Here is a 22,668-nt window from a genome sequence, read left to right as displayed (position 1 = left end):
CACTCCCGGCGGCGTTTTTTATCCTGCAGCAGTCAAGCACTGACTGCCTGTCAGGACGGCATCAGATGCTGTCGAGCACCGCATTCAGGCTGGCGCTAGGACGCATGACCGCTTCCGTCTTCGCCGGATCGGGCAGATAGTAACCGCCGATATCCATTTCCTTGCCTTGCACTGCTTTCAGCTCGGCGACAATCTTCTCTTCATTCTCGGCCAGGGCTTTTGCCAATGGCGCGAAGTGTGCTGCCAGCTGCGCATCATCTTTCTGCGCTTCCAGCGCTTGCGCCCAGTACATGGCCAGATAGAAATGGCTGCCGCGATTGTCGAGCTCACCAGTGCGTGGCGATGGCGACTTATTGTTGTCAAGCAGCTTGCCGGTGGCTTCATCGAGGGTTTTCGCGAGGATTTTAGCCTTCGCATTGCCCGTCTTGATGCCCATGTCTTCCAGCGACACGGCCAGGGCCAGGAATTCACCGAGCGAATCCCAGCGCAAATGGTTTTCTTCCACCAGTTGCTTGACGTGTTTAGGTGCCGAACCGCCAGCGCCCGTTTCGTACATGCCGCCACCGGCCATCAACGGCACGATCGAGAGCATCTTGGCGCTGGTGCCCAGTTCCAGGATCGGGAACAGGTCGGTCAGATAATCGCGCAAGATGTTGCCCGTTACCGAGATGGTATCGAGGCCACGGAAGGCGCGCTCCAGGGTGTAGCGCATGGCGCGCGTCTGCGACATGATCTGGATTTCCAGGCCCTTGGTGTCGTGCTCCTTCAGGTACACCTGTACCTTCTTGATGACTTCGTTCTCGTGCGGACGGTAAGAATCGAGCCAGAACACGGCAGGCATGCCCGAGTTGCGCGCGCGGGTGACGGCCAGCTTGACCCAGTCGCGGATCGGCGCGTCCTTGACCTGGCACATGCGCCAGATGTCGCCCTCTTCCACCGTTTGCGTCAGCAGCACTTCGCCCGTTTCGATGTCGGTGATGTTGGCAATGCCGCCTTCAGGCACTTCAAACGTCTTGTCGTGCGAACCGTATTCTTCCGCTTGCTGCGCCATCAGGCCCACGTTCGGCACGGTGCCCATGGTCTTCGGATCGAAGTTGCCATGCCATTTGCAAAAGCCGATCATTTCCTGGTAGATGCGCGCGAAAGTCGATTCCGGCATGACTGCCTTGACGTCTTTCGGACGGCCGTCGGCGCCCCACATCTTGCCGCCGATACGGATCATGGCAGGCATCGACGCATCGACGATGATGTCGTTCGGCGAATGGAAGTTGGTGATGCCCTTGGCCGAATCGACCATGGCCAATTCCGGACGATGCGCGTGGCAGGCGTGCAAATCTTTCAGCACTTCATCTTTTTGCGACGCTGGCAGGGTCTCGATCTTGTCGTACAGGTTGCTCATGCCATTGTTGACATTCACGCCCAGCTTGTCGAACAGGTCTGCGTGCTTGGCGAACGCGTCCTTGTAGAAAATGCGTACGCAGTGGCCGAAGACGATAGGATGCGACACCTTCATCATGGTCGCCTTGACGTGCAGCGAGAACATCACGCCGGTCTTGAAGGCGTCGTCGATTTCCTTCTCGTAGAACTCCAGCAGCGCTTTCTTGCTCATGAACATGCTGTCGATGATTTCGCCCGCTTGCAGGGAAACCTTGGGTTTCAGCACGATAGTCTTGCCCGAGGCGGTGACCAGTTCCATCTTCACATCGCGGGCCTTTTCCAGGGTCAGCGATTTTTCGCCATGGTAAAAGTCGCCATGATGCATGTGCGAGACGTGGGTTTGCGACGCCTGGCTCCACTCGCCCATCGAATGCGGGTGCTTGCGGGCGAACTCTTTGACCGCCTTCGGTGCGCGGCGGTCGGAATTGCCTTCACGCAGCACTGGGTTGACCGAGCTGCCGATGCACTTGCCGTAACGGGCCTTCAAGGCTTTTTCTTCTTCCGTCTTGGCATCTTCCGGATAGTCGGGCAGCTTGTAGCCACGGGCTTGCAATTCGCGCACGCAGGCGATCAATTGACCCTGGGAAGCACTGATGTTAGGCAGCTTGATGATGTTGGTGTCCGGATTCTGGGTCAATTTGCCCAGTTCAGCCAGAGTATTCGGGACTTTTTGCGCGTCCGTCAGGAATTCGGGAAATTCGGCCAGTACACGCGAGGCCACCGAGATATCGCTGGCGACGACGTCCACGCCAGCGGGCGCGGTGAATTTTTTGATGATTGGCAGCAGGGAATACGTCGCGAGCAGCGGCGCCTCGTCAGTCAGCGTGTAGATGATTTTGGATTTTTGTGTTGCCATGTTCATTCCCTTGTATGCGGTGATGCCTGGTGGTTAACTTTCTTCATTCCAAACACAGGACGGTTAGCCTTGCTTTGGACGGCTAGTGTGCCGGCGGTGACGCCGTGCTTGCCCACCACGTATTTTAGACTGTCCTGCCGCTGTTTGTGTATCCGATGGGGACGAATCTTATATAAGACAGCAAATATCTGAAGCAGCCAGTGATATATGACGGTTTTACGCGCGACAAGATATGGCTGCGGACTGGCCGGGCATGTATGCGAGCATAAAGATATAGACAGAAATACACGTATATTTGCGCAAATCGTGTCACTCTCACGCGTTCTGACGATCCCGCGCACGTTCGCCAGCGCCAGGCACAGTTGCAGGGCGATCTAGAACTTACTGGAGAAAGGCTTTTGTGACCGGGCGTTCGACGATGCGGACTTGTCGTCGCACATCGCCATCATCACAGCACGTCCTTGACTTGCCATTTAAAAAATTCTTGGCATGGCGACACCTTATCGGAGAAGGTGTTCCCGAGCTGCGCCCCTTTGAGGCTGGGATATGCCAGATCCGGCATACAAGGCGCAAGGGCTGGCCGACCCGGTGAGAGCACCTGGCCGACCAACCCTTGGAGTCAGTCAGAAAGCAAGCGTGACAGGTGAATCAAGCTTGCTGGCCGCCCTTGCGCTTCTTGCGCAGACGCGCCGCCAACAAACCACCACCGATCAACCACATGGCCATGCTGGAAGGCTCCGGTACCGGCGACACCGCCGACACCCCGACGACTACGGGCCCCAAGTCCCAGCCAAGGTAGCTATAGCCATCAACCTTGCCATCAATGAGATCGGCCAGCGAACGCCCAGCCAGATCGCCATCGAATCTGAACTCGTCGGTGCGCACGAAGCCAAGGTCATAGTTGTATACGTGGACGGTATTGGCACCTTCCAGGAAGTACAAATTATTTTGCTCGAAACCGATCATGTTACCGAGCTTGCCGGTCAGGGATGCGCCACTCCAGCCAGCTGCGCCACCCGAGAATGCAGTCTTCTTGGAATCGAACGCCAGCGTGCCGGTGAAGTAGTTGTAGTAGCTCAAAGTACCATCGACATCCAGCCACACCGATTTATCATCACCCATGGCCAACAGATTGTTGTTACCCAAGAGGCTCTGACCCGCCTGGGGACCGCCAGTCAGGGTCAAAGGATAGGCTCCGCGAGGGACTTCGCCCCACCCCTTGTCGACATACCAATCAGTCCAGTAGTTTTTGTTGGACACGTTTGGATCAACGAAGTTGATGTCCCAGTCTTCGGAGATGTCGTGTGCGCGAACCAGGTTGCTCGAGTTGCCTATCACATTGGGAGAGTTGAGCAAGGCCTTCCACAGGTTGTCGCTGGTGGCCTTGTTATTGCCATCTCCGACGACCAGCTCGGGAAACATCTTGTAGAGCTGCTTGTGGGGACGCACGTCATAGCCCTTGGCCGGATACCACTCTTGGGGATAAATCGTGGCACCATCCTGGTTGTAGCGGACTCCTTCCCTCCAACGCGAGACCTGCGTCCAGTTGTAGTCCGTCGCGGCCTTCGCCTCCATCAGACCAACGGTAGCCAACGCAAAGAACGCCAGCGCCATCTTAATTTTTTTCACCAAAATAATTACCTTTTTGCAAACAAAAATGTTGATATTAAAATACAATTAGTCGGCAGTGGCTTATCACCAACAAGCGGTTGCCATAGACATCGAGCAGGGTCCGCAGGTAGGTGTCGATATTGGTCCCGGCGAACAGAGTCGCCGAAGCAAAATCGCTAATTTATTTGAGCGGGGGGATTGAGCGCACTCACGGGATTGATCGCTACGTAGACACCGTCGCAGGCAGAGTCGACCAAATCGGGCAGGCCGTCGCCATTAACTGGGCGTCAAAAACGGGGAGAGATCTCCGGTTTTTACCGACTGAGACGCAATTTTTTTGGGCGTCGGGACATATTTTACCTAAAAGTCGTTTTTAAGCATTTTCATTACGATTTTTGGCAATTTTGGCACCGGTGGCAACGTGGCACCGGTGGCACCGGGGTCAGGTCCGCCATTACGACACGACCTAAGCCATACCGACATAGGAACCTCTGCGCAATCTCAGTGCCAATATACTTAGCCCAGGCACCATCTAACCATGACACGACCACTACGCCTTGAGTTCGCCGGTGCCCTCTACCACGTTACTTCGCGCGGCGACCGGCGCGGCGCCATTTAGCGGGACGATACTGATCGCCTTGCCTGGCAAGAAGTGCTTGCGTTGGTATGTGAGCGGCACCATTTTGTCGTGCATAGCTTTTGCCAGATGAGCAATCATTATCATCTGCTCGTTGAAACGCTCGAGGCAAATCTGTCGCAGGGCATGCGCCAACTGAATGGCGTGTACACTCAGCATTTCAATCGGCGCCATAAGCTTGTTGGACACGTACTGCAAGGCCGCTACAAAGCTATCTTGGTGCAGAAAGAGAACTATCTATTGGAATTGGCCCGCTACATCGTATTGAATCCAGTCCGCGCGCACATGGTCACGTCCCCCGACGACTGGTACTGGAGTAGCCATCACTACTTTTTGGACGACGCAGCGCCTCCATGTTGGTTAGCATGCGACTGGCTTTTAAGCCATTTCGGCGACACGCGCGACGAGGAAATTGCCAACTACTGTCGGTTTGTCGCGTCCGGAATAGGAAAGGCAAGTCCACTCGCTCGCACCTGTCACCAGATTCTACTTGGCGATGAAACCTTCGTTTCGGCACATCAACAATCGCAGCGTTCCGATGAGTTAAAAGATACGCCAAGGCTGCAGCGCCGCGCTGTCACACTAACATTAGCCCAATACCAGGCCCGCTACAGTGACAGGGACGAGGCGATGGCACGCGCTTATCTGTCGACAGCTTTTACGATGTCTCACACCGCCGCAGCTTTTCACGTCTCGAGCAGGACAGTCAGTCGAGCAGTATCGGCATTTAGAAAAGCGTCACTTGCTGCAGATCGAGACGGCCAAGGCTGAGATCGTGTACGAATGCCGGACATGACCCTAACCCTCCCGTTTCAACATCGCCCAGGACAATCAAGGTCACGGCAAACCAACGCCTACAAGCCCCATAAACACATGGCCTACAAGGTTGCTCGATGGCAGCCTGTTGCTTAACTTGGGTGGATTGCTCACTGACCCCGGCCCTCGTGCCAGACCTGCGTGACTCGGGCCCTCTGCAACCAATCCTCCCAAGTTAAGGAATTCACCTAAAAACTTTAGGAAAATGCGATAAATAGCTTGACATATCAGTCATGAACGGCGTCGCCAGTGAGATTTTTTACCTCGCTGGTTGCCATGTCCCTTACGACCCTTTTTACCGACCTCGCCTTACGATTACAGTCCACCGAATTCCTTGAGTCGGCCAGGCATCCCGAGCATCCCACGGCGTTCACGCGGCGCCGCAAACTGCCATTGCCGTCGCTGGTGGCGCTCATGCTGACCGGCATGCGCATGGGTGTCCAGGCCGAGCTCGACACGTTCTTCGCTCACCTGGCTGGGCAAGCGCAATTGCTGCGTACGGTTTCCGAACAGGCGTTCGCGCAAGCGCGCGCCAAGCTGTCGTTGACCGCCATTCCAGCGCTCAACGACTGGCTCGTTGCACGTGCCGAACAACATGGTTTCGTGCCGCGCTGGCGCCGTTTGCGTCTGGTTGCCGCCGATGCCTCGACGGTGCGTTTCGGCGTGCGCGCCAGCAAGCTCGTGCACGCCGCGCAGCCTGACCAGATTCTATTCGGCCTGTTCCTGCCCGGCGCCGAACTGATGCTGGCGACGTCGTTGCACGGCATCGACGAGTGCGGCGAGCGCCAGATGCTGGCGCAGCATCTGGACCGCCTCTCTAGCGACGACCTGCTGTTGCTGGACCGGGGCTATCCGTCGCGCTGGCTGGTGGCCTTACTCTCGGAGCGCGCCATTTCGTTCTGTATGCGAGTCGACAAAGCCGGCGACGGCGGTTTCGCCTGCGTGCGCGCGTTCATGGACTCCGGCCTCGATGAGCAGGTCGTCACGCTCAGCGCGCCGTCGCGGCGCGACGCCGCCGACTACGACTTCACCTGCACGCCCCAGCGGGTTCGGCTGGTGCGCCACGTCGCCTCCACTGGGGCCGTGCGCGTGTTAATGACCAATTTGTTCGACACCGGCCGTTTCCCGGCCAGCGCCTTCGGCGACCTTTACCACCAGCGCTGGCGCATCGAGGAGGCCTTCAAGCGGCTCAAGTCGCGCCTTCACCTGGAGCATGTCTCAGGCCTGTCGCAACAGGCCGTCGTGCACGATGTCGCCGCCAAAATCATGTGTGACAACCTGCAGGCATTGGTCGCTTTGGCCGCTCATCACCAAGCTGACCTGCGCGCCCTCGATCGTATCAATCACTCTTACGCGCACACCGTTATCAAACGTGCAATGCCAGCGCTGCTGTTCGGGAAAAAAGTCGCCAAACATCTGCGCGAGACGTTCAAGTTGCTTGGAAAGCACACCTATCTTCATCGAGAAAATCAGTCAAAACCACGCAAGCACAGGCCCAAACCTCACAAATTCATGACACAGAAGCCATGCTAAAGGCACAAAAATTCCTTAACTTGGGAAGATTGCCCTTCGACTACTGAAATAAAATTGGCTGGCTATTAGAAATACTTACCTGCGCAAGCTGACCTAACCGTTCGACAAGCGGCTCGCCATCAATGTCAAAGAAGCAGTCCAACAACATTTTAGGACTAAGGCCGAATGTTTTGGCAACTTCTTTTTTCCAATTGGAATTAAATTCGACCCGTGGATAACCACGCATCACTTCTGCGATCTGAGACAATTCAGTAAGCAAGTGACGAGCCTCCTCACTTGTCCATTCGCCATCATTATCTGAATGGGTGTTAAGCACGGGGCAAACTGTACCTGCATTCCCATTTTCAACAGTGGCAACAACAGCGTCACGGAAGAAATTAAAATCCGCATATGAACCTACCTCAACGCCATCCAACTCATTATCATCATCATCAAATACACAAAGATATAGGCCCATATTACGTCCACTCAATATTTATTAATCCGTTCACGCTACGCACGAATTCCCGTAACGACTCGTGGATTTTAGCTGCTTTTGGCAATCGAATAATAAGTATCTTGTTCCGCGTTTTCGCCATATATGTTAGCATTTTTATCTGATAGGTCAAGCGAAGCTGAGACACATTCTTTATTAGATAGACCTTATCACCCACCTCCGCGTCCGCTCTAGCCCCTCTGGGCATTTGGTGCTTGGTATACGAAAATTCCATCAATTACTCACTTAGTAGGTTTAACAACCTTCACTCCCCAAGCATTCAAGTAATCTTGAAACTGGGGATTTACTGGTCGCGTTGTTTGGATCAAAAAAGGCTGACCGTCAATATTTGCTTTGTAGGTTTCCAAACGTAATTGGTATGTCGAATTTAATGCACTCGAACCACCCTTTATTTCAAGATATCCATTCTCAACACCATCAAAAATTGTTCCTTTCGGTTGACCGCCTTTGGTGTACTTTGGCACGCCCACAATATCTTTGAACGTTGAGGAATTAATCTGTTCGGCTGTCGGTCTAAATACGGCATTATTCTTCTCGATGCCAAGTGCTGCGAGCTGTTCGGCCTCATGAAGTTGACCGGCCCTTAGCGGGTTAGCTACTGAGCTATTTGCCCCTTGGGACAAACCTCCGTTTTTTACTGTAGAAACACCTGTATTCTCTACCGCATAGGAAATTACGCCCATACGCTCAGCATACTTAAAAACAGCCTCACCAAGCGCTGGCGCTATCCATTTCGCGCCAATGGCCAAGCCATCATATACATACTTCCCACCTACAGCAATACCACCCAGCGCTTTACCAATCACAAAATCAGTTGCCGCCATCTCCACGCCATCGCGCAAACTGGCGGCCTGGGTATAGTGATAAGTTCCAGCGCGATAATCTGGAATTGCCTGCAGCATCGGCTCATTCTTCGATATCGCATGTGGCAGATTGTTATGATCGTAAAAAACTCTATTGCCATATGAAATAGCTTGATTTGTCAATACATTACAATCTGACGACGTCCCCCCAGCGCAGACCGAAGTCAACAAGGCATCCCGCTCCGCTGACTTTTTCGCCAAAGCTTCGGCGGTTTTACAAGACGGATCACCAGGGCTCTTGCAAGCAGCCCTTGCCGCTTCATACTGCTCCCGCTCCGAATTCTTAATGCCAACCTTGTTGTGATTAAGGTAATTATTTGCAACTTCATTCAACGCACTATTCGCACCAGCCTCACCGCCGACCGCCGCCCCTACCGATGCGCTAGCGGCCAACAATATTGCACTATGTAGTTCTTTCGGAAGACCCAATTTGGCAATTTGATCAGATATCGCTTGTGTCGTGACTTCTGCCGCACCCGCGCCTAATGCCCCACCTCCACCTCCGACAATACCACCGATAACTGTATGCAATGCCGTCTTGGCCAAACCTCCTTCCTTCCAGGTGTCTGCCAGCGCGTCGCTCTGCTGCTGCAATTCTTTCTTCCTGACAGGATCGTTTTCATCATTCGCTTGCTTTGCGAGTTCTTTTGATTCCGCCATGCGTTTGGCCGCATAATCCCCAACCTCCTTCGCCGCGGCAGCAGCAAACGCCGCCGTCACATCCATCGTCGCCTGCAACTTGGCCTTGTCAAAATTATTGCCAATCTTGCCGCTGGAATCCACTCCGGTCGTCACATCACGATTCAGGCCAGCAATAGCTTCGTCCGCTCCCTTGCCCGTCGCTGCACGCTGAGCCGCATCATCGGTGATGACCAGAGTGCCGCCACTAATGCCGCTGCGCGTAGTACTGCTAGCGTTCTCGCTCAGGGAAACAATAGCTGGAAGGCCCACTGTAGTGGCGTCTTTTTTTCCACCGACGTTGGTCAATTTCTTATTCTCTTCGGTCGCCTTGCCGGCTACCGAAAAACCACCCGACACCCCCACACTGCTACCCTTCGATATCGCATGATTAGCGATATCGCTGTGCGTCAGGGTGGCGGTGGTCAGGCTGCTATTTTGCTTGCCTGCCTCGGTGGCGCTGATGACGGCGCCTTTCAAGTCCGTATTGCCGCCGACCTTGATCTGGAAGCCGCCGTCGCCTGCCTTGATGCCACTTTGCTCCTGCACACTGGCGTAGTCGTTGTGCATCTTGCTCTGGCTGTAGCTGCCGCTGACGCTGGCACCGATGCCCATGGTGCCGCTGACGGAGATGCTCTGGTTCTTGCTGTCGAACTTGGCTGTGTCTTGCAAGCTTTCCAGGTTCAAATTGCCCTTGATGTCGGCAATGACCTGATTGGCGCTGGCCACGGCGCCTTTGATGTTGGTGTCGCCGCCGCCGCTGATGACCAGCTTGTCACCCGCGTTCACATGCGTGTTGAGCTGCGTCGTGCCGTCGCCGTCTTCATGCCCCTTGCTGCCGCTAGCGCTGGCCGTGAAGCCGAACGACGCGCCCTTGCTGCTGACGATGGCTTGCACGCCCACCGACGCGCTCAGGCTCGAACTCTTGCTGTGCTGGCTTTCCGTATCCTGCGCCGCCAGCAGGTTGACGTTATTGTCGGCATGCAGGCGAATATCGTTCTTCGCGTTCAGGTCGCTGCCCTGGATCGTGATGTTGCTATCCTTGCCGCCACCCGTAGCCGAGATGTTGATATTGTTGCCCGTCAATACGCTGCCGCTATGGGTGGTGCTGGCCGTCGTTTGCGTCTGCACGCTTTCCGAATGGCCCGCCGTCAGGCTGATGCTGATGCTCGGTCCGCCCTCCTTCATCATGTCCTTGGCGGCGTCCTTGGCGGCCATGGCCGTGGTCGCCGCAGCCATGGCCGTCACCCGGCTGTTCTTCGCCGTGCTGGCCGCCGTACTCATGGTTTGCAGGGTCTGGATGGCGCTCACCACGCTGCCGCCCAGGGCGACGGTAAAGCCGTCCTGCGTGGTCTTGGTTTCGAATTTGCCTTTGTCACTATCTTGCCCCGGCACGATAGTGACGCTGCTGCCAGCCAGGTTCAAGTCAGTGGCGGCGACGATATCGCTGCCACCGATCTTCAGGTCCTTGCCGGCAATGATGCTCAAGGCGCCGCTGGTCGAACCCACGCTGCTGCGCGCCTGGCCGCTCTGGATGACGGCGTCACGCTCCTGGTCCGTGCTCGTGGTGCGCGTGCCATAGCTAAAGCCAAAGCCGCCGCCACTCATGAGACCGCTTTCCTTGACGTTGCGGTGATGCAGCTCCTTGCTCGTTTCGCTCACCGCTTCAATGCTGATAGCGTTCTTCGCCAGCAGGCTGGCGGCGCCATCGCTGAGTACCTGCGCGCCGCTCAGCTTGATGTCATTGCCGGCAGCAAACGCCAGCGTGGCCCCGCCAAAAGTGCTGCCGGCCGAAGTACCCAGGTCCAGCATGTCGCGCGTGGTGATGGTCTTCTTGTTCAAGAAGCCCCTACTGGTCTGTTCATGCCCCTCGTCGACAGTGACCTGGTTGGCGCCAGCGCTCAGCACGATGTCATGGCCCGCAGTCACGGCCAGCCCCGCGCCAGCCTGCACATCGGCCGCCCGCGCAAGCAGATCGTTGCCAGCCTGTAGCACAATACTGCCACTACCCTGGATCTGGCTACCTATCTCGCTACTGCTGCTGTCCTTGCGGTAGTTTTTTGCATCCCAGCTCAGATTGTTGCTGCTCGCTGTCGTCAAGGTGCCCAGATTGATGTCGCGCCCGGCGGTGACGATGCTCTGGCCATCCTTGCCGGCATTGCCGATCACGCCGGCAAGCATGCTCACATCGCGCCCGGCAGACACCAGCAGCGTTCCGCCGCCACTGCTGCCGTCGCCGCTCACGTACAAGCCCGCCACCCGGTCGATATCCGTGCGGCTGAAACTATTGCCGCCAGCGCTGCTGCTGGCACTTTGCGTGGTGCTGGCAATATGGATGTCGCGCCCGGCGGTGGCGATCAACTCACTGTTGGCCGAGATCGTGCCGCCGATATTATTCAGGTCATTCCTGGCAGCCACGGCGACGGCGTCGCCGTGCAGGCGGCCACCCATGTTTTCCACATTGTCTGCCGTCAGCTTGACCACGCTGCGCCCGGCAATCGTGCCGCTGTTGCTCAGGTCGCCCGACAGATTGATATTGATGTCCTTGCCAGCCAGCAATGCTCCGCTACCGTCCAGGTCCCCGTCGCGCAGGCGCAGATAAATTTGCGGCACCAGCGCTTTCTGCACCGAGCCATCGGGTAGCGTCACGTCGCGTTCCACCAACCAGACGATATCGCTCGTCAGTGCCGCCATTTGCTCGGCCGTCAAAGCAACGCCCGGATGCAGATTATAGTTCTTGGCATGTGCCACACCAGCGTCCATCAAGGCACGGTATTGCTGCTCGTCGCTCGTATAGTCGCCGACAAAGCGCAGGCCCGTCAATTGCGCCACCTGTTCGCGGATCAACTTTTGCTCGTAAAAGCCGTCGCCCAAGCGTTTTTGCGTCACCGACGGGTCCACCTTGACTTGATTGAGCAGATAGTCCGACCCGGTCCACTCGCGGAAGCTGGCAAAGCGCGGATCAGTCTCGACCAGGTAACTCGACGACAGTGACGGCATGGTGCGGAACAAGCTGACATTGGGCAGCGTGACCGGTGGACTGCTGGTGCGCACGAACTGCGCGCGGCCGGAAGCGTTCGTGAGCGCCACCTGCGCGATACCGGCCAGGCGCGCCTGGCTCGGCAAGCCGCCTAGGCCCGTAGCCTGCGCGGCGGTGCCGGATGCGTTGCCTATGCTGGTGCTGCCAGCCGTCGCCAAGTTGGCCTGGCCCTGCTGATCCGAACCTGTCACGGTAGCGGCAAGCGCGCCTGACACTGCACGAATGAATCCCCCGTGGCCGGCTTGGCCGATGCGGTCCGTGCTATCAGCTGCGGCTGTACCGCCGACATGCTTCAAGTCTTGGGCCATGGCGCCCATTGTCGCCGTACCAACCGTGATGGCGCCTGGGTAAGCACTATTCGGGCCATTGCCTTGTTGAACCGCATCGACTGCGCTACTGGCGATGTTGCCGACAGTGCCGCCCTGGCCGGCCCCCGCCGTCCGCGCTGTTCCATTCGGGCCACTGCCGCCACTGGCCGCACCGGCCTGGCGACCAGCCGCATTATCAACCCCGGCCAGGCCTGCCAGTACGCTGACGATGGCCTTGCTTTGCACCTGCGCGCTGGCCGCGCCGGCCGCGCTGGTGGACGCATTCACGCCGCCGGTCGTGGCGCTGGACAAGCTGGTACCACTACCCTGCGGCGTGGCGAACTGTTCTTCCCGCGCAACGTTCAACGATATAGTTTCAATTTTCTGCGCAGGTGCATATGCGATTGAGCTTTTTCCAGTTACATCCCGTCCTTTCTTTCTATCGCGCCGGTACGAAGTCGCTGTTCCCGTTTCATTGGTGATTTTCTGGCCCTGCGTCTGTCCATTCTTGATGCGGCTGCCCTGCATATCCAGCAGGCCGCCAGCGATGATATGGCTGTCCTCGTTGGCAACCAGGTCGGCACTGATGGAGATGTTCCCGCCGGCAATAATGCGCCCCGGGTCAGAGCTGACAATCTCGCTCTGGCGCGACGTGCGCGTGGTCTGGTACAGCGTCCATTTTTCATAATTGCCATCTGGCGTGCGCAAATGCAGCGACTCGTCGTCATAGGTCGCCACGCCCGGCGTGCCCGAGACATAGCGTTTCGCTGCACCGGCCCCCTGATACTCGGTCACATACTCCTGTTTCGTCGATGAGGCCATTTCCACCTGAATATGCCGATTCAGATTATTGACCTGGGCAGCGCTCAGGCTCAGGCTGCCCAAAGCTTCGATGGTGGCGCTGGCGTTATTCAATACCGCCGCGCGTCCGTTCGCCTGACGATTGCCGTCAAGACTGCCGCCGATAGACAGGGTGTTGGCACTGAAAATGAGCGCGTGTTCAAAGTTATTAATGGTTTGTGCGCCAATTTGCAGATCGTTGCGCGCGGCGATGCTCGCAGCGACGCCATTTTCCACATCATTGTTCAAGGTCCCGGCAGCAATACTGAGCTGGTCACCATAGATGCGTCCGGTGCCCATGTTATGAATAATGTTTGCATTAATCTCGGTAGCGACACCGTCGATGACACCCCGATTCACCAGCAGAGTGCCGGCACTGAGGCGCGTAATGGTTGCGCTGATATCGCCGTAAGCCGTGTTATCGATGTTGGCATTGGTGCGCAGGGTCAATGTTCCACCCGCGCGCACTTTGCCCATGTTCAGGAAGTCGCCACCGGTGGCGATGCCAAGGTTACGATTGGCGACCAGCTCCGCGCCAGCGCCATGGCTATAGCCACCGCTCAGATCCAGGTTCATGTCCAGTTGCGACAACAGGCGTCCATCGCCCGTCAGACTGGCGGCGCGCACATCGGCCAGCGCGCCGGCAATCACCGTCCCCTCCGTATTTGTGATGGCAAGACTGCGGCTTGCCGCCTGATCGGCCACGCTTAACGCCCTCCCGGCGCTGGCCAGACCTTGTGTATTATCAAAGACACCTGAGCCAACGATATCCAGATTGCCATCGGTGCGCAGCGCTCCCGCCCGATTGCTCAGCGAGGCCGTCGTCAGGCTGGCGTCAATCGCCTCGACACCCTGGTTACTGCCTTGCGTCGTGCTGTTGTCGATGGCAGCCGCCGTCAGGCTGAGCGTGGCACCGGAGCGTATCAATCCATTCCGGTTGTCGATGCTACCGGGGGTAGCGAACGACATATTCCCCACCACCTGTATCTGGCCATTCTGGTTATCCAGGCCAGCGCCGGACAACGCCAGGCTGGCTTGGCCCACGATCTGCCCACCCGCATTGTTGATCAAACCGGTGGTGCCGCTGATCGCCCCTGCCGCACCGAAATAGCCTGCCGTGTTGTTCCAGCTGCCTGTCGACAGGACGGCATCGCCGCCGCTGACGATGCCACCGGCATTGCCCTGGTTGCGCGCGGCATAGGCGCCTGCGCTACCGTTGCTGAGGACCTGGCCGCGCGTGTCGATCCGCAGACCGGCGCCAGACTGCAACAGGCCGCCGTCATTTGTCAACGGGCCGGAGTACACGCTCAGCGTCTGGCTGGCGGCAATGGTGCCCAGATGGTTATCCAGCGCCCATAGGCCCGTATCGATCCGAATATTCTTGCCGACAATCGTACCGGCAGCGCCTTGTCCGGCAGCGACCGTATTGCTCAGTGCAGTACTCTGGAGCGTGTTGTCGCCAGCGGCCTGCAGCGTACCGCTGTCGTTTGTCAGGACCCCACCGCTGACGAAACTCAAGTTACCTTGTACCGTAGCAATCTTGCCACCGGTATTGTCGAGGGACCCTGCCGCCAGATCGAGGTTGCCGGTCGCGGCCAGCAAGCCGCCCTCATTGCGCAGCGCCTGAACCACGCTGGCATTGAGGGTACCGCCAGCGGTCATTTTTCCGCCTTGGTTCAGCAATTCTCCCACCGCTGCCGTGAAATTGCCGCCAGCTGCAATCACACCACTATTGCTATTGTCCAGCGTACCACCACCGCGAATATCCAAGCTACCGCTGCCAGCCGCCTGCAGCGTGCCACCCTGGTTATTCAACGAGTAGGCAGCGATGCTGGTACTGCCATTGCTGGCGATAGTGCCGCCGCGGTTATCCAGGCTCTGGCTGGCGCCGATAGCGGTCTGTCCGAGGCCCAGCTGGGTAATATTTCCTTGACGATTATCGAGCGTACCGGACGAGATCGTTACCTGCTGTGCGATGGTGCTGGCATTGCGATGGTCAAGCGCCGTCGCGGAAATGTCCAGACTGCCATTCGAGGTGATCTGGCCCCGCTGGCCGCTGATCTGGCCTGCATGCATCGTCAGTGTCCCGCTACCCGCATGTTCGATCTTGCCGTCCGTATTTGCCAACACGCCTGCGTTCAGGTTCAGATTGACACTGTTGACGGCGATGCGTCCGCCTGTGTTGTCGAGCATCCCTCCAGGCGAAGTGAGGTTGAGCGAACTCGCGCCATCGCCCGTCTGGATGATGCTGCCCTGCACATTGCCTAGGTTCGCCACTTGCACTGTCAATTGACCTGCACTGACCTGGCCGCGACCGTTCTCCCAGCGCTGGCCATATTGATTGGCGGCATGGACGTCGAGTGTACCGGGGGTCGTTACCACGGCACCGCTGGTGGAGACGTCACCCGCGCTCGCATTCAACGCGATGTTCGACGCACTGGTCTGGCTGCCCGCCACATCCACCGCAGCACCGCTGAAAATCATGTTACCCGCGGCCAGATTCTGACCGGATGCGCGCAAGGCCTGGCCCGTCGTCACGTTCAGATTGCCCGTGGCCAGCAAACTGCCATCAGCCTTGACGCCCGCCGCCAGCAAACTCGACGCGGAACCGGACAAGCTGCCGGCATTGATCGTGTTGTGTCCTTGTACCAGGATAGTGCCGGTATTGCTGACATCGCCCGATGCACGCAAAGTCTGGTTGGCACCCGCATACAGGCTGCCGCTGTTGACGACGTTGGCGGCGACCGTAATCAGATCGATACTGGCAAACACCTTGCCGCCAGTATTGTTCAGGTCGCCGATAGCCAGCTCCGCGTTGCCATCTAGCGCCTGGATCTGGCCGCGCGTATTATCCACTGCGCCCCCGCGTAGTGTCAGCTTGCGCCCACCCAGAATATTTCCGTCAGCATTGTTCAAAGCGTTACTGGCGTTCACGCCGAGATTCTGTGCCGAAACAAGGCGGCCACGGTCATTGAGTAGGGTCGCCGCTTCGACCTGCACATCGCCATTGCCCTCGATTTTGCCGCCGCTATTGTCCAGGCTGCGCGTGGCGACGATGCTCGCCAGGTCGGTGCCCAACTGCATGATTTCACCCTGACGATTGTCCAAGACACCGCTCGTCACCATCACCTGGCGCGCAATTGTGCTGGCATTGCGGTGATCGACATAATCGGCCGCCATGCCAAAAGCACCGTTGCCCGTAATCTGGCCCCGCTGGCCGTACAGATTCGTGGCGCGGATCGCCAGCGTACCCTTGCCTGCATGCTCGATCTTGCCATCCACATTCGTCAGGTCGCCCGCCTGCAGGCGTAAGTTGGCGCTGTTGACGGCGATGCGCCCGCCCGTATTGTCCAGCTTGCCCATTTCGATGAGCGTGTCGCCAGCGCCCGTCTGGATCAAGGTCCCCTTGGTGTTGTCCAGGTTGGCAACACGCAGGGAAAGTTGTCCAGTACTCAGGCTGCCGCCCTGGTTGACCAGTGCCTGCCCGTTGGCGGCATTGGCCGTGATGGCCAGCAAGCCATTGGTCGACACGATCGCCTTGCTGGTCGTCACATTGCCCGCCAAGGCCGTCAAGCCGATATTCGCCGCGGTAGTCTGGCTGCCGCCCACGTCGACCGATGCGCCCGTCATCTGCAACTGGCCGGCCGCCATGTTCTGGCCATCGGATTGCAAGACGCCACGGGCTGTCACCGTCAGGTCACCGGCCGAGGCAAAGCTGCCATCGGCGCGCATGCCTGCCGCCAGCAAACCGTTACCGCTGAGCTGTCCTGCCGTGATCGTCGTATTGCCAAGGGCGGCCAGCGAGCCCGTATTGCTCAGCAAGCCACCGATATCGAGCGTCTGCTTGCCCCCCGCATACAGCACGCCAGCGTTCAGCACGTCGCCGGCGACCTTGGCCGTGATATCCGTGCCCGCGCTGACGGTGCCTTGTGCATTGCCTAGGCTGGCTGCATCCAGGCTCAAGGCGCCGGTGCCCGCTTGCAACAAGCCGCGCGTGTTGTCGATGGCGCCGCCCAGGTGCAAATCGGTCGTCGCCGCGATCACGCCGTCGGTATTGACGAGCGCACCAGTGCTGACAAGATCGGCGGAAGTGGCCGAGGTAATCTTGCCCTTGGTATTGTCCAGGCTACCGATCTGCACCGACAACACGCCATTGCCGGCGATTTCACCACTCGTATTGTCCAGTAATCCTGTGATGGCGACAGTCATACCGCCCGCGCCCGTCTGCAGCAAATGGCCGCCCCGGTTGCTCAGGCTGTCTGCTTGCACGCTCAGGGTACGCCCCGTCGTGGTGGCGTTGGCATGGTCAAACAGACCGGCCTTGAGATCGACGGCGCCATTGCCGATGATGCTGCCGCCGGCGCCCTGCAAGTTGGCCGCCGTGATGGCCAGCGTGCTAGCACCCGCATGCTCGATCTTGCCGTCCGCATTCGTCAAGGTGGACGCGCCCAGGGTCAAATTATTGCTATTAACAGCGATGCGCCCGGCGCTATTGTCCAGTTTTCCTGTCTGGATGACGGTGTCGCCCGTGCCCGTCTGGATCACGCTGCCCTTGGCATTGTTGAGCTTACCCACGTGCAGATCGAGTTGGCCGGCGCTGAGTTGTCCTTCCGTATTGCGCAAGGTATCTTGCGCATGGACCGTCAAGACGCCGATCGTGCTGACCACGGCTTTATTGTTCGTCACATCGCCCTGTGTTGCCGTCAAGCCGATGTTCGCGGCGCTGGTCTGGCTGCCGCTGATATCGAGTGTGGCGCCTGCTAGGACGGCATTGCCTGCTGCCAGGTTCTGGCCATGCGCGACCAGCGTTTGTGTTGTGCTGATCGTCAGGGCGCCCGACGTGCCCAGCTTGCCATCGGCCTGCATGCCCGCGCCGATCAGGCTGCTTGCGCCGCTGTCGAGGCTGTTGGCTGTTAGGCTGGTGTTGCCCTGTGCCGCGATGACGCCCGTGTTGATGATGGCGTCGCTGGCGTTCAAAGTCTGATTGCCAGCCGCATACAGGCTGCCGGTGTTGTTCAAGGTATCGAGCGTGGTGTTCAGGTTGGCGCCGGCAAACACGCTGCCCGCGTTATTGCTCAGCTTGCCAACCTTCAAGGTCGCATCGCCCGCCACGGCTTGCAGTTGACCCTTCGTATTGTCGATGTCGCCACCGCTCAATGCCAGATTGCGGCCTGCCGCGACCGTGCCTTGCGTGTTGTCCAGGCTGCCGATGTTCAACTCGGCGTCCTGCGCCGCCACGATACGGCCCGTGCTGTTCAGCAAGATAGCTGCTTTGACCAGCGCATCGCCATTGCCTTCAATCTTGCCGCCCGTGTTGTCCAGTTGGCCGGTAGCCGCCACCGTCATCAGGCCAGTGCCCGTCTGCGCCAGGCTACCGCTGCGGTTGTCCAGGCTGCCTGCGTTGACCGTCAGCTGATTGGCGATGGTGGTGGCATTACGGTGGTCGAAGGCAGCCGCCGTGATGTCAAGCTTGCCATTGCCCGTGATCCTGCCGTGCTGGTTGTTGAACTGGCCCGCGTGGATGGCCAGAACGCCCGTACCTGCGTGCTCCAGCTTGCCATTGATATTCGTCAATACCGTCGCGTTGAGGGCCAGGTTATGACTGTTGACGGCGATGCGGCCGGCTGTGTTGTCCAGCTTGCCAGTGGTGATGACGGTGTCGCCCGTGCCCGTCTGCACAATCTCGCCGCTGGCGTTGTTCAGATTGGCGACGTTCAGCTGCAACTGACCGGCCGCCAGCTGGCCCTGGCTACTCACCAGTGACTGGGCGTTAGTCGCGTTGGCCGTGATGGCCAGCACGTTGCTGGCGGAAATAACTGCCTTGTTCGCCAGCACGTCGCCGCCGCGCGCGGTGATATCGATATTTGCCGCGCCCGTCTGGCTGCCCGACAAATCGACCGAGGTCCCCGTCAGAACGACGCTGCCCGCCGCCAGGTTCTGGCCGCTTGCTTGCAACACGCCATCGGCATTGATGGTGAGATCGCCTGCCGTGCCCAGGCTGCCATCGGCTTTGATCCCCGTGCCCAGCAGGCCGCTGCTGGTCACTTTGCCGGCCGTAATATGGGTGTTGTTGACGGAGGCAATGGAGCCGCTGTTGTTCAGCACTCCGCCCACCGTCAATTGCTGGTTGCGGCCCGCATACAGCAGGCCGGCATTGTTCAGGTCACCACTCACTTTTGCCGTCAAGTCCGCGCCGGCGCTGACCGTGCCCTGCTGGTTCAGCAGGCTGGCCGCCGTCACCTCCAGCGCCCCCGTGCCCGCCTGCAGCAGACCGCGCGTGTTGTCCAGCGCAGCACCAGCAAGCTGCAGGTCGGTGGTTGCCGCCAGCACGCCATCAGTATTATTCACAGCCCCCATGCTGGCGACAGACGCCGCAGCCGTGGACGTGATGCGGCCCTTGCTGTTGTCGAGCACGCCTGCACGTACCTGCACTCCGCCATTGCCACCGATCTCGCCGCCGCTGTTATCGAGCTGCCCCGTCGTGGCCACCGTCATCGCCGCATTGCCCGTCTGCAGCACATGGCCACCACGGTTGCTCAGGCTGTCAGCCTGCAGCGTCACTTGCTGCCCCACCGTGCTGGCATTGTCATGCCGCATGATGCCCGCGTCGATGCGCACCAGGCCGTTGCCGATGATGCTGCCGCGGTCGCCATCGAGCGTTGCCGCTTGGAGCGCCAGCGTGCCAGTGCTAGCGTGCTCGAGCTTGCCATCCGTATTGATTAGTTTGCCAACGTCCACGGTCGCATTCGCGCTGTTGACGGCGATGCGGCCACTGGTGTTGTCCAGCACGCCTACCGGCGTGCTCAACACGATGCGCGTATCGCCGGCGCCCGTCTGCACCACAGTACCGCGGCGGTTGTCCAGGTTGCTCAGTTGCAAGTCCAGCTGCCCCGCGCTCAGTTGCCCCTGTTCATTGAGCAGGGTCTGGCTCGCATGCGTTCCCGCCGTCACCGCCAAGGTGCCCGGCGTCGTCACCATTGCCTGGCGCGTCAGCACATCGCCCTGTGTCGCCATCAACGCGATGTTCGCTGCGCCCGTCTGGCTGCCCGTCAAGTCCAGCGCCGCGCCGCTCAAGGCCAGCTGGCCCGCCGCCAGGTTTTGTCCCTTGGCAAGCAGCGCCTGTGCCGTCGTCACGCGCAAATCGCCCGTCGCCAGCAAGCCGCCATCGGCTTTAACGCCCGCGCCCAGCAGGCTCGATGCCGAACTGTCCAGGCTGACCGCCTGGATCGTCGTATGGCCTTGCGCCGCGATTACGCCCGTGTTCACCATGGCGCCCGTCGCATTGAGCGTTTGATTCGAGCCCGCGTACAGGCTGCCGCTGTTGTCGACCTTGCCAGCCGCAATCGCCAGATCCCCCGCCGCAAACACGCTGCCCGCCGTATTGTGCAAATCTCCGATGGCCAGGCTGGCAGCACCGGATACCGCCTGGATCTGGCCGCGCGTGTTGTTCACGTCACCGGCATTCAAGGTCAAGGAAAGTCCAGCAGCCAATACACCGCTCGTGTTGTTCAGGCCCCCAGCCACTTTCATGTTGACGGCCTGCGCTGCGGCAATGCGGCCATGTTCGCTCAGCACACTGGCCGCCGACAGGTCAAGGCTGCCGTTGGTTTCCAGCCTGCCGCCGCGATTATCCAGACCCCGCGCAACATGCACTGTTGTTTGTTCGGCCCCCGTCTGAATCAGGCTGCCACCGCGATTATCCAGCGTACCAGCTTGCACAGTCAGATGCCTAGCCAGCGTTGTCGCCTCGCGGTGGTCCACTGCGTCAGCCGCCAGAGCAAGGTCGCCATTGCCAGTTATCTGTCCGCGCTGGTTTGCCAGCGAGGCGGCATGGATAGCAAGGGCACCCGTGCCCACATGTTCGATCTTGCCGTCTGTATTGACCAGCGTTGCCACATCCACAGTCAGGTTGTGGCTATTGGTGGCAATCCGTCCAGCACTATTATCGAGCTGACCAAGCAGACGAAGCGCAAGGTCGCCTTCGCCAAGTTGCAAAATCTGGCCGCCCACATTCGATATGTCATGCGCAGCAATACTGAGCTCTCTGCCAGTTGCCTGAGCGCCATCGGTACGCAACAAACGCGTGGCTTGCAGCGCCAGCGTGTCGCGCGCGGCCAGCGTGGCGTGAAGGGCATCGAGGTCTCCCTGGCTTGCCATGGCAGAAAGCTGCCTGGCCGACAGCTTAGCCCCGGCGAGATCCACTGCGGTTCCCGCAATCCGCATCGTGTCTCCTGCGGCACCGATACCATGGATACCTACGCCGGCATTTGCCTCGACGGTCAAATCACCCGTTGCACGAAGTATATTGTCAGCATTCAGGCCAGCAGCCAAGACCGCACCGGCGGCTGAATCGACGCGGCCGCCCCCACGCAGCACAGTATTGCCAGCAGCAGCGATCAAGCCGCTGTTGTTGATATCGCCGCCGCTGGAAATGCCGGTATCGCCTGCAGCATAAATCGTGCCGGAATTTTGCAGATTATCTGCTGCACTAGCCTGTACCTGGCCGCCTTCGCCACCGGACTGAATATAGCCACTGTTGCTTATCCAGCCATCCGAATGCAGAACCACATTACCCACCGATGCGGCCACGGTTCCGGCGTTACGCGTCCCGATACCGGCCTCGGTGCCTACCAGTGTAATTTTTCCAGCATACATGCCGCCCAACTGGGCGACGTCCAGTGCAAAAGCAGGCCTCACGCTATCGGCAGATGCGGCAGCCTCGACCGCATGATTTACATCTATCCGGTTCGCGCCCGTGACGACCCGCAGATCGTTGGCCCATATGCCAGCATTCACTTGCACCGCCCGCGCCAGAATGGCCGTGTAATCGCTTTGTGACGTGTCCAGTCCCCTGCCGCTGACGGTGACCACGCCCCGCTGCACCACATAGCCGTCAAGATTGCCGCCATTGACGATGGGGGAACCAGTCGTCAACGTCACGCGGCTGGCATTAATAAAGCCGCCGCCATCCACCGCTACCCCGGCAGGATTGGCGATGATGACCTCTGCGCGTTGCCCCGCCACCTCGACATAACCACGCAACTGGCTAGGATTGGCAGAGTTGACTTCGTTCAGGATGACGCGCGCGCTGCCACCGGCAAGCCAAGGATTGCCTTGCACCCAGCCCCCGGTCTGGGTTTGCGTATTGCTGCGGCTGTTATTTAGTATGACGCCATTGCTTTGCACGTCGAATTGGCTATAGGTATTGCGCGACACGCCAGCCCCGCTGGGCGTCTGGATATTAACTTGCGGTATGCCGTTTGCCGTCTGCAGCACGGTGGGACGCTGGCCTCCGGGGGCATTGCGATCGGCCACGACCTGACCTTGCGCGGCACCGGTCACAAAAAGCAGCATGCCCAAGGCACTGAACACCGCAAGGCAGGCCGGCCGCAACGTTGCCAGCGTCAACTCTGCGCCACCCCCTCCTGCACCATCGTTCATGACACTTTCGCCACCAGGGGCCTTGCCTTGCGACGTGGCATTCTCGCCCACCACTATCAATTGGCCACGGCGCTGATTGAATATGATGCGGTACAGGTGCTTATTCATGGAT

Annotated in this window: 7 protein-coding genes; 2 read left to right on the top strand and 5 right to left on the bottom strand. The window is 58.9% G+C overall.

Annotation, left to right across the window (positions count from 1 at the left end):
• Positions 1-61: 61 nt before the first annotated feature.
• The 3 genes from ACQ4V8_RS12795 to ACQ4V8_RS12785 all read right to left on the bottom strand — a co-directional run bounded on the left by ACQ4V8_RS12795 (position 62) and on the right by ACQ4V8_RS12785 (position 4,622).
• Positions 62-2,293, bottom strand: coding sequence for an NADP-dependent isocitrate dehydrogenase (locus ACQ4V8_RS12795; protein WP_010397737.1), 2,232 nt, complete (start codon positions 2,291-2,293; stop codon positions 62-64).
• A gap of 648 nt (positions 2,294-2,941) precedes the next feature.
• The gene (locus ACQ4V8_RS12790) at positions 2,942-3,970 is read right to left on the bottom strand and encodes a PEP-CTERM sorting domain-containing protein (protein WP_436571590.1); all 1,029 of its coding nucleotides are present in this window, start codon (positions 3,968-3,970) and stop codon (positions 2,942-2,944) included.
• A gap of 484 nt (positions 3,971-4,454) precedes the next feature.
• Positions 4,455-4,622 carry a hypothetical protein gene (locus ACQ4V8_RS12785; protein WP_436571641.1) on the bottom strand — a complete coding sequence of 56 codons (168 nt, stop codon included), beginning with the start codon at positions 4,620-4,622 and terminating at the stop codon, positions 4,455-4,457.
• On the opposite strand from ACQ4V8_RS12785, the gene ACQ4V8_RS12780 reads away from it, so the two are divergent.
• Together ACQ4V8_RS12780 and ACQ4V8_RS12775 are read left to right on the top strand one after the other, a co-directional pair.
• Positions 4,557-5,312 (top strand): transposase, encoded by a 756-nt coding sequence (locus ACQ4V8_RS12780; protein ID WP_436571589.1) that lies wholly within the window; start codon positions 4,557-4,559, stop codon positions 5,310-5,312. The genes ACQ4V8_RS12785 and ACQ4V8_RS12780 overlap by 66 nt on opposite strands.
• 321 nt (positions 5,313-5,633) lie before the next feature.
• Positions 5,634-6,890, top strand: coding sequence for an IS4 family transposase (locus ACQ4V8_RS12775; protein WP_436571588.1), 1,257 nt, complete (start codon positions 5,634-5,636; stop codon positions 6,888-6,890).
• A 40-nt stretch (positions 6,891-6,930) separates the two neighbouring features.
• Here ACQ4V8_RS12775 and ACQ4V8_RS12770 read toward each other — a convergent pair whose 3' ends face one another.
• Together ACQ4V8_RS12770 and ACQ4V8_RS12765 are read right to left on the bottom strand one after the other, a co-directional pair.
• Positions 6,931-7,347 (bottom strand): Imm70 family immunity protein, encoded by a 417-nt coding sequence (locus ACQ4V8_RS12770; RefSeq protein WP_043461706.1) that lies wholly within the window; start codon positions 7,345-7,347, stop codon positions 6,931-6,933.
• 260 nt (positions 7,348-7,607) lie between these two features.
• Positions 7,608-22,664 (bottom strand): two-partner secretion domain-containing protein, encoded by a 15,057-nt coding sequence (locus tag ACQ4V8_RS12765; RefSeq protein ID WP_436571587.1) that lies wholly within the window; start codon positions 22,662-22,664, stop codon positions 7,608-7,610.
• Positions 22,665-22,668: the final 4 nt, after the last annotated feature.

The sequence above is a fragment of the Janthinobacterium paucivorans genome (genome assembly GCF_051380805.1).
Taxonomy (GTDB): Bacteria; Pseudomonadota; Gammaproteobacteria; order Burkholderiales; family Burkholderiaceae_D; genus Janthinobacterium; species Janthinobacterium lividum_D.
The sequence above is the reverse complement of the archived record's forward strand: the minus strand, read 5'-3'. Positions and strand labels throughout refer to the sequence as shown.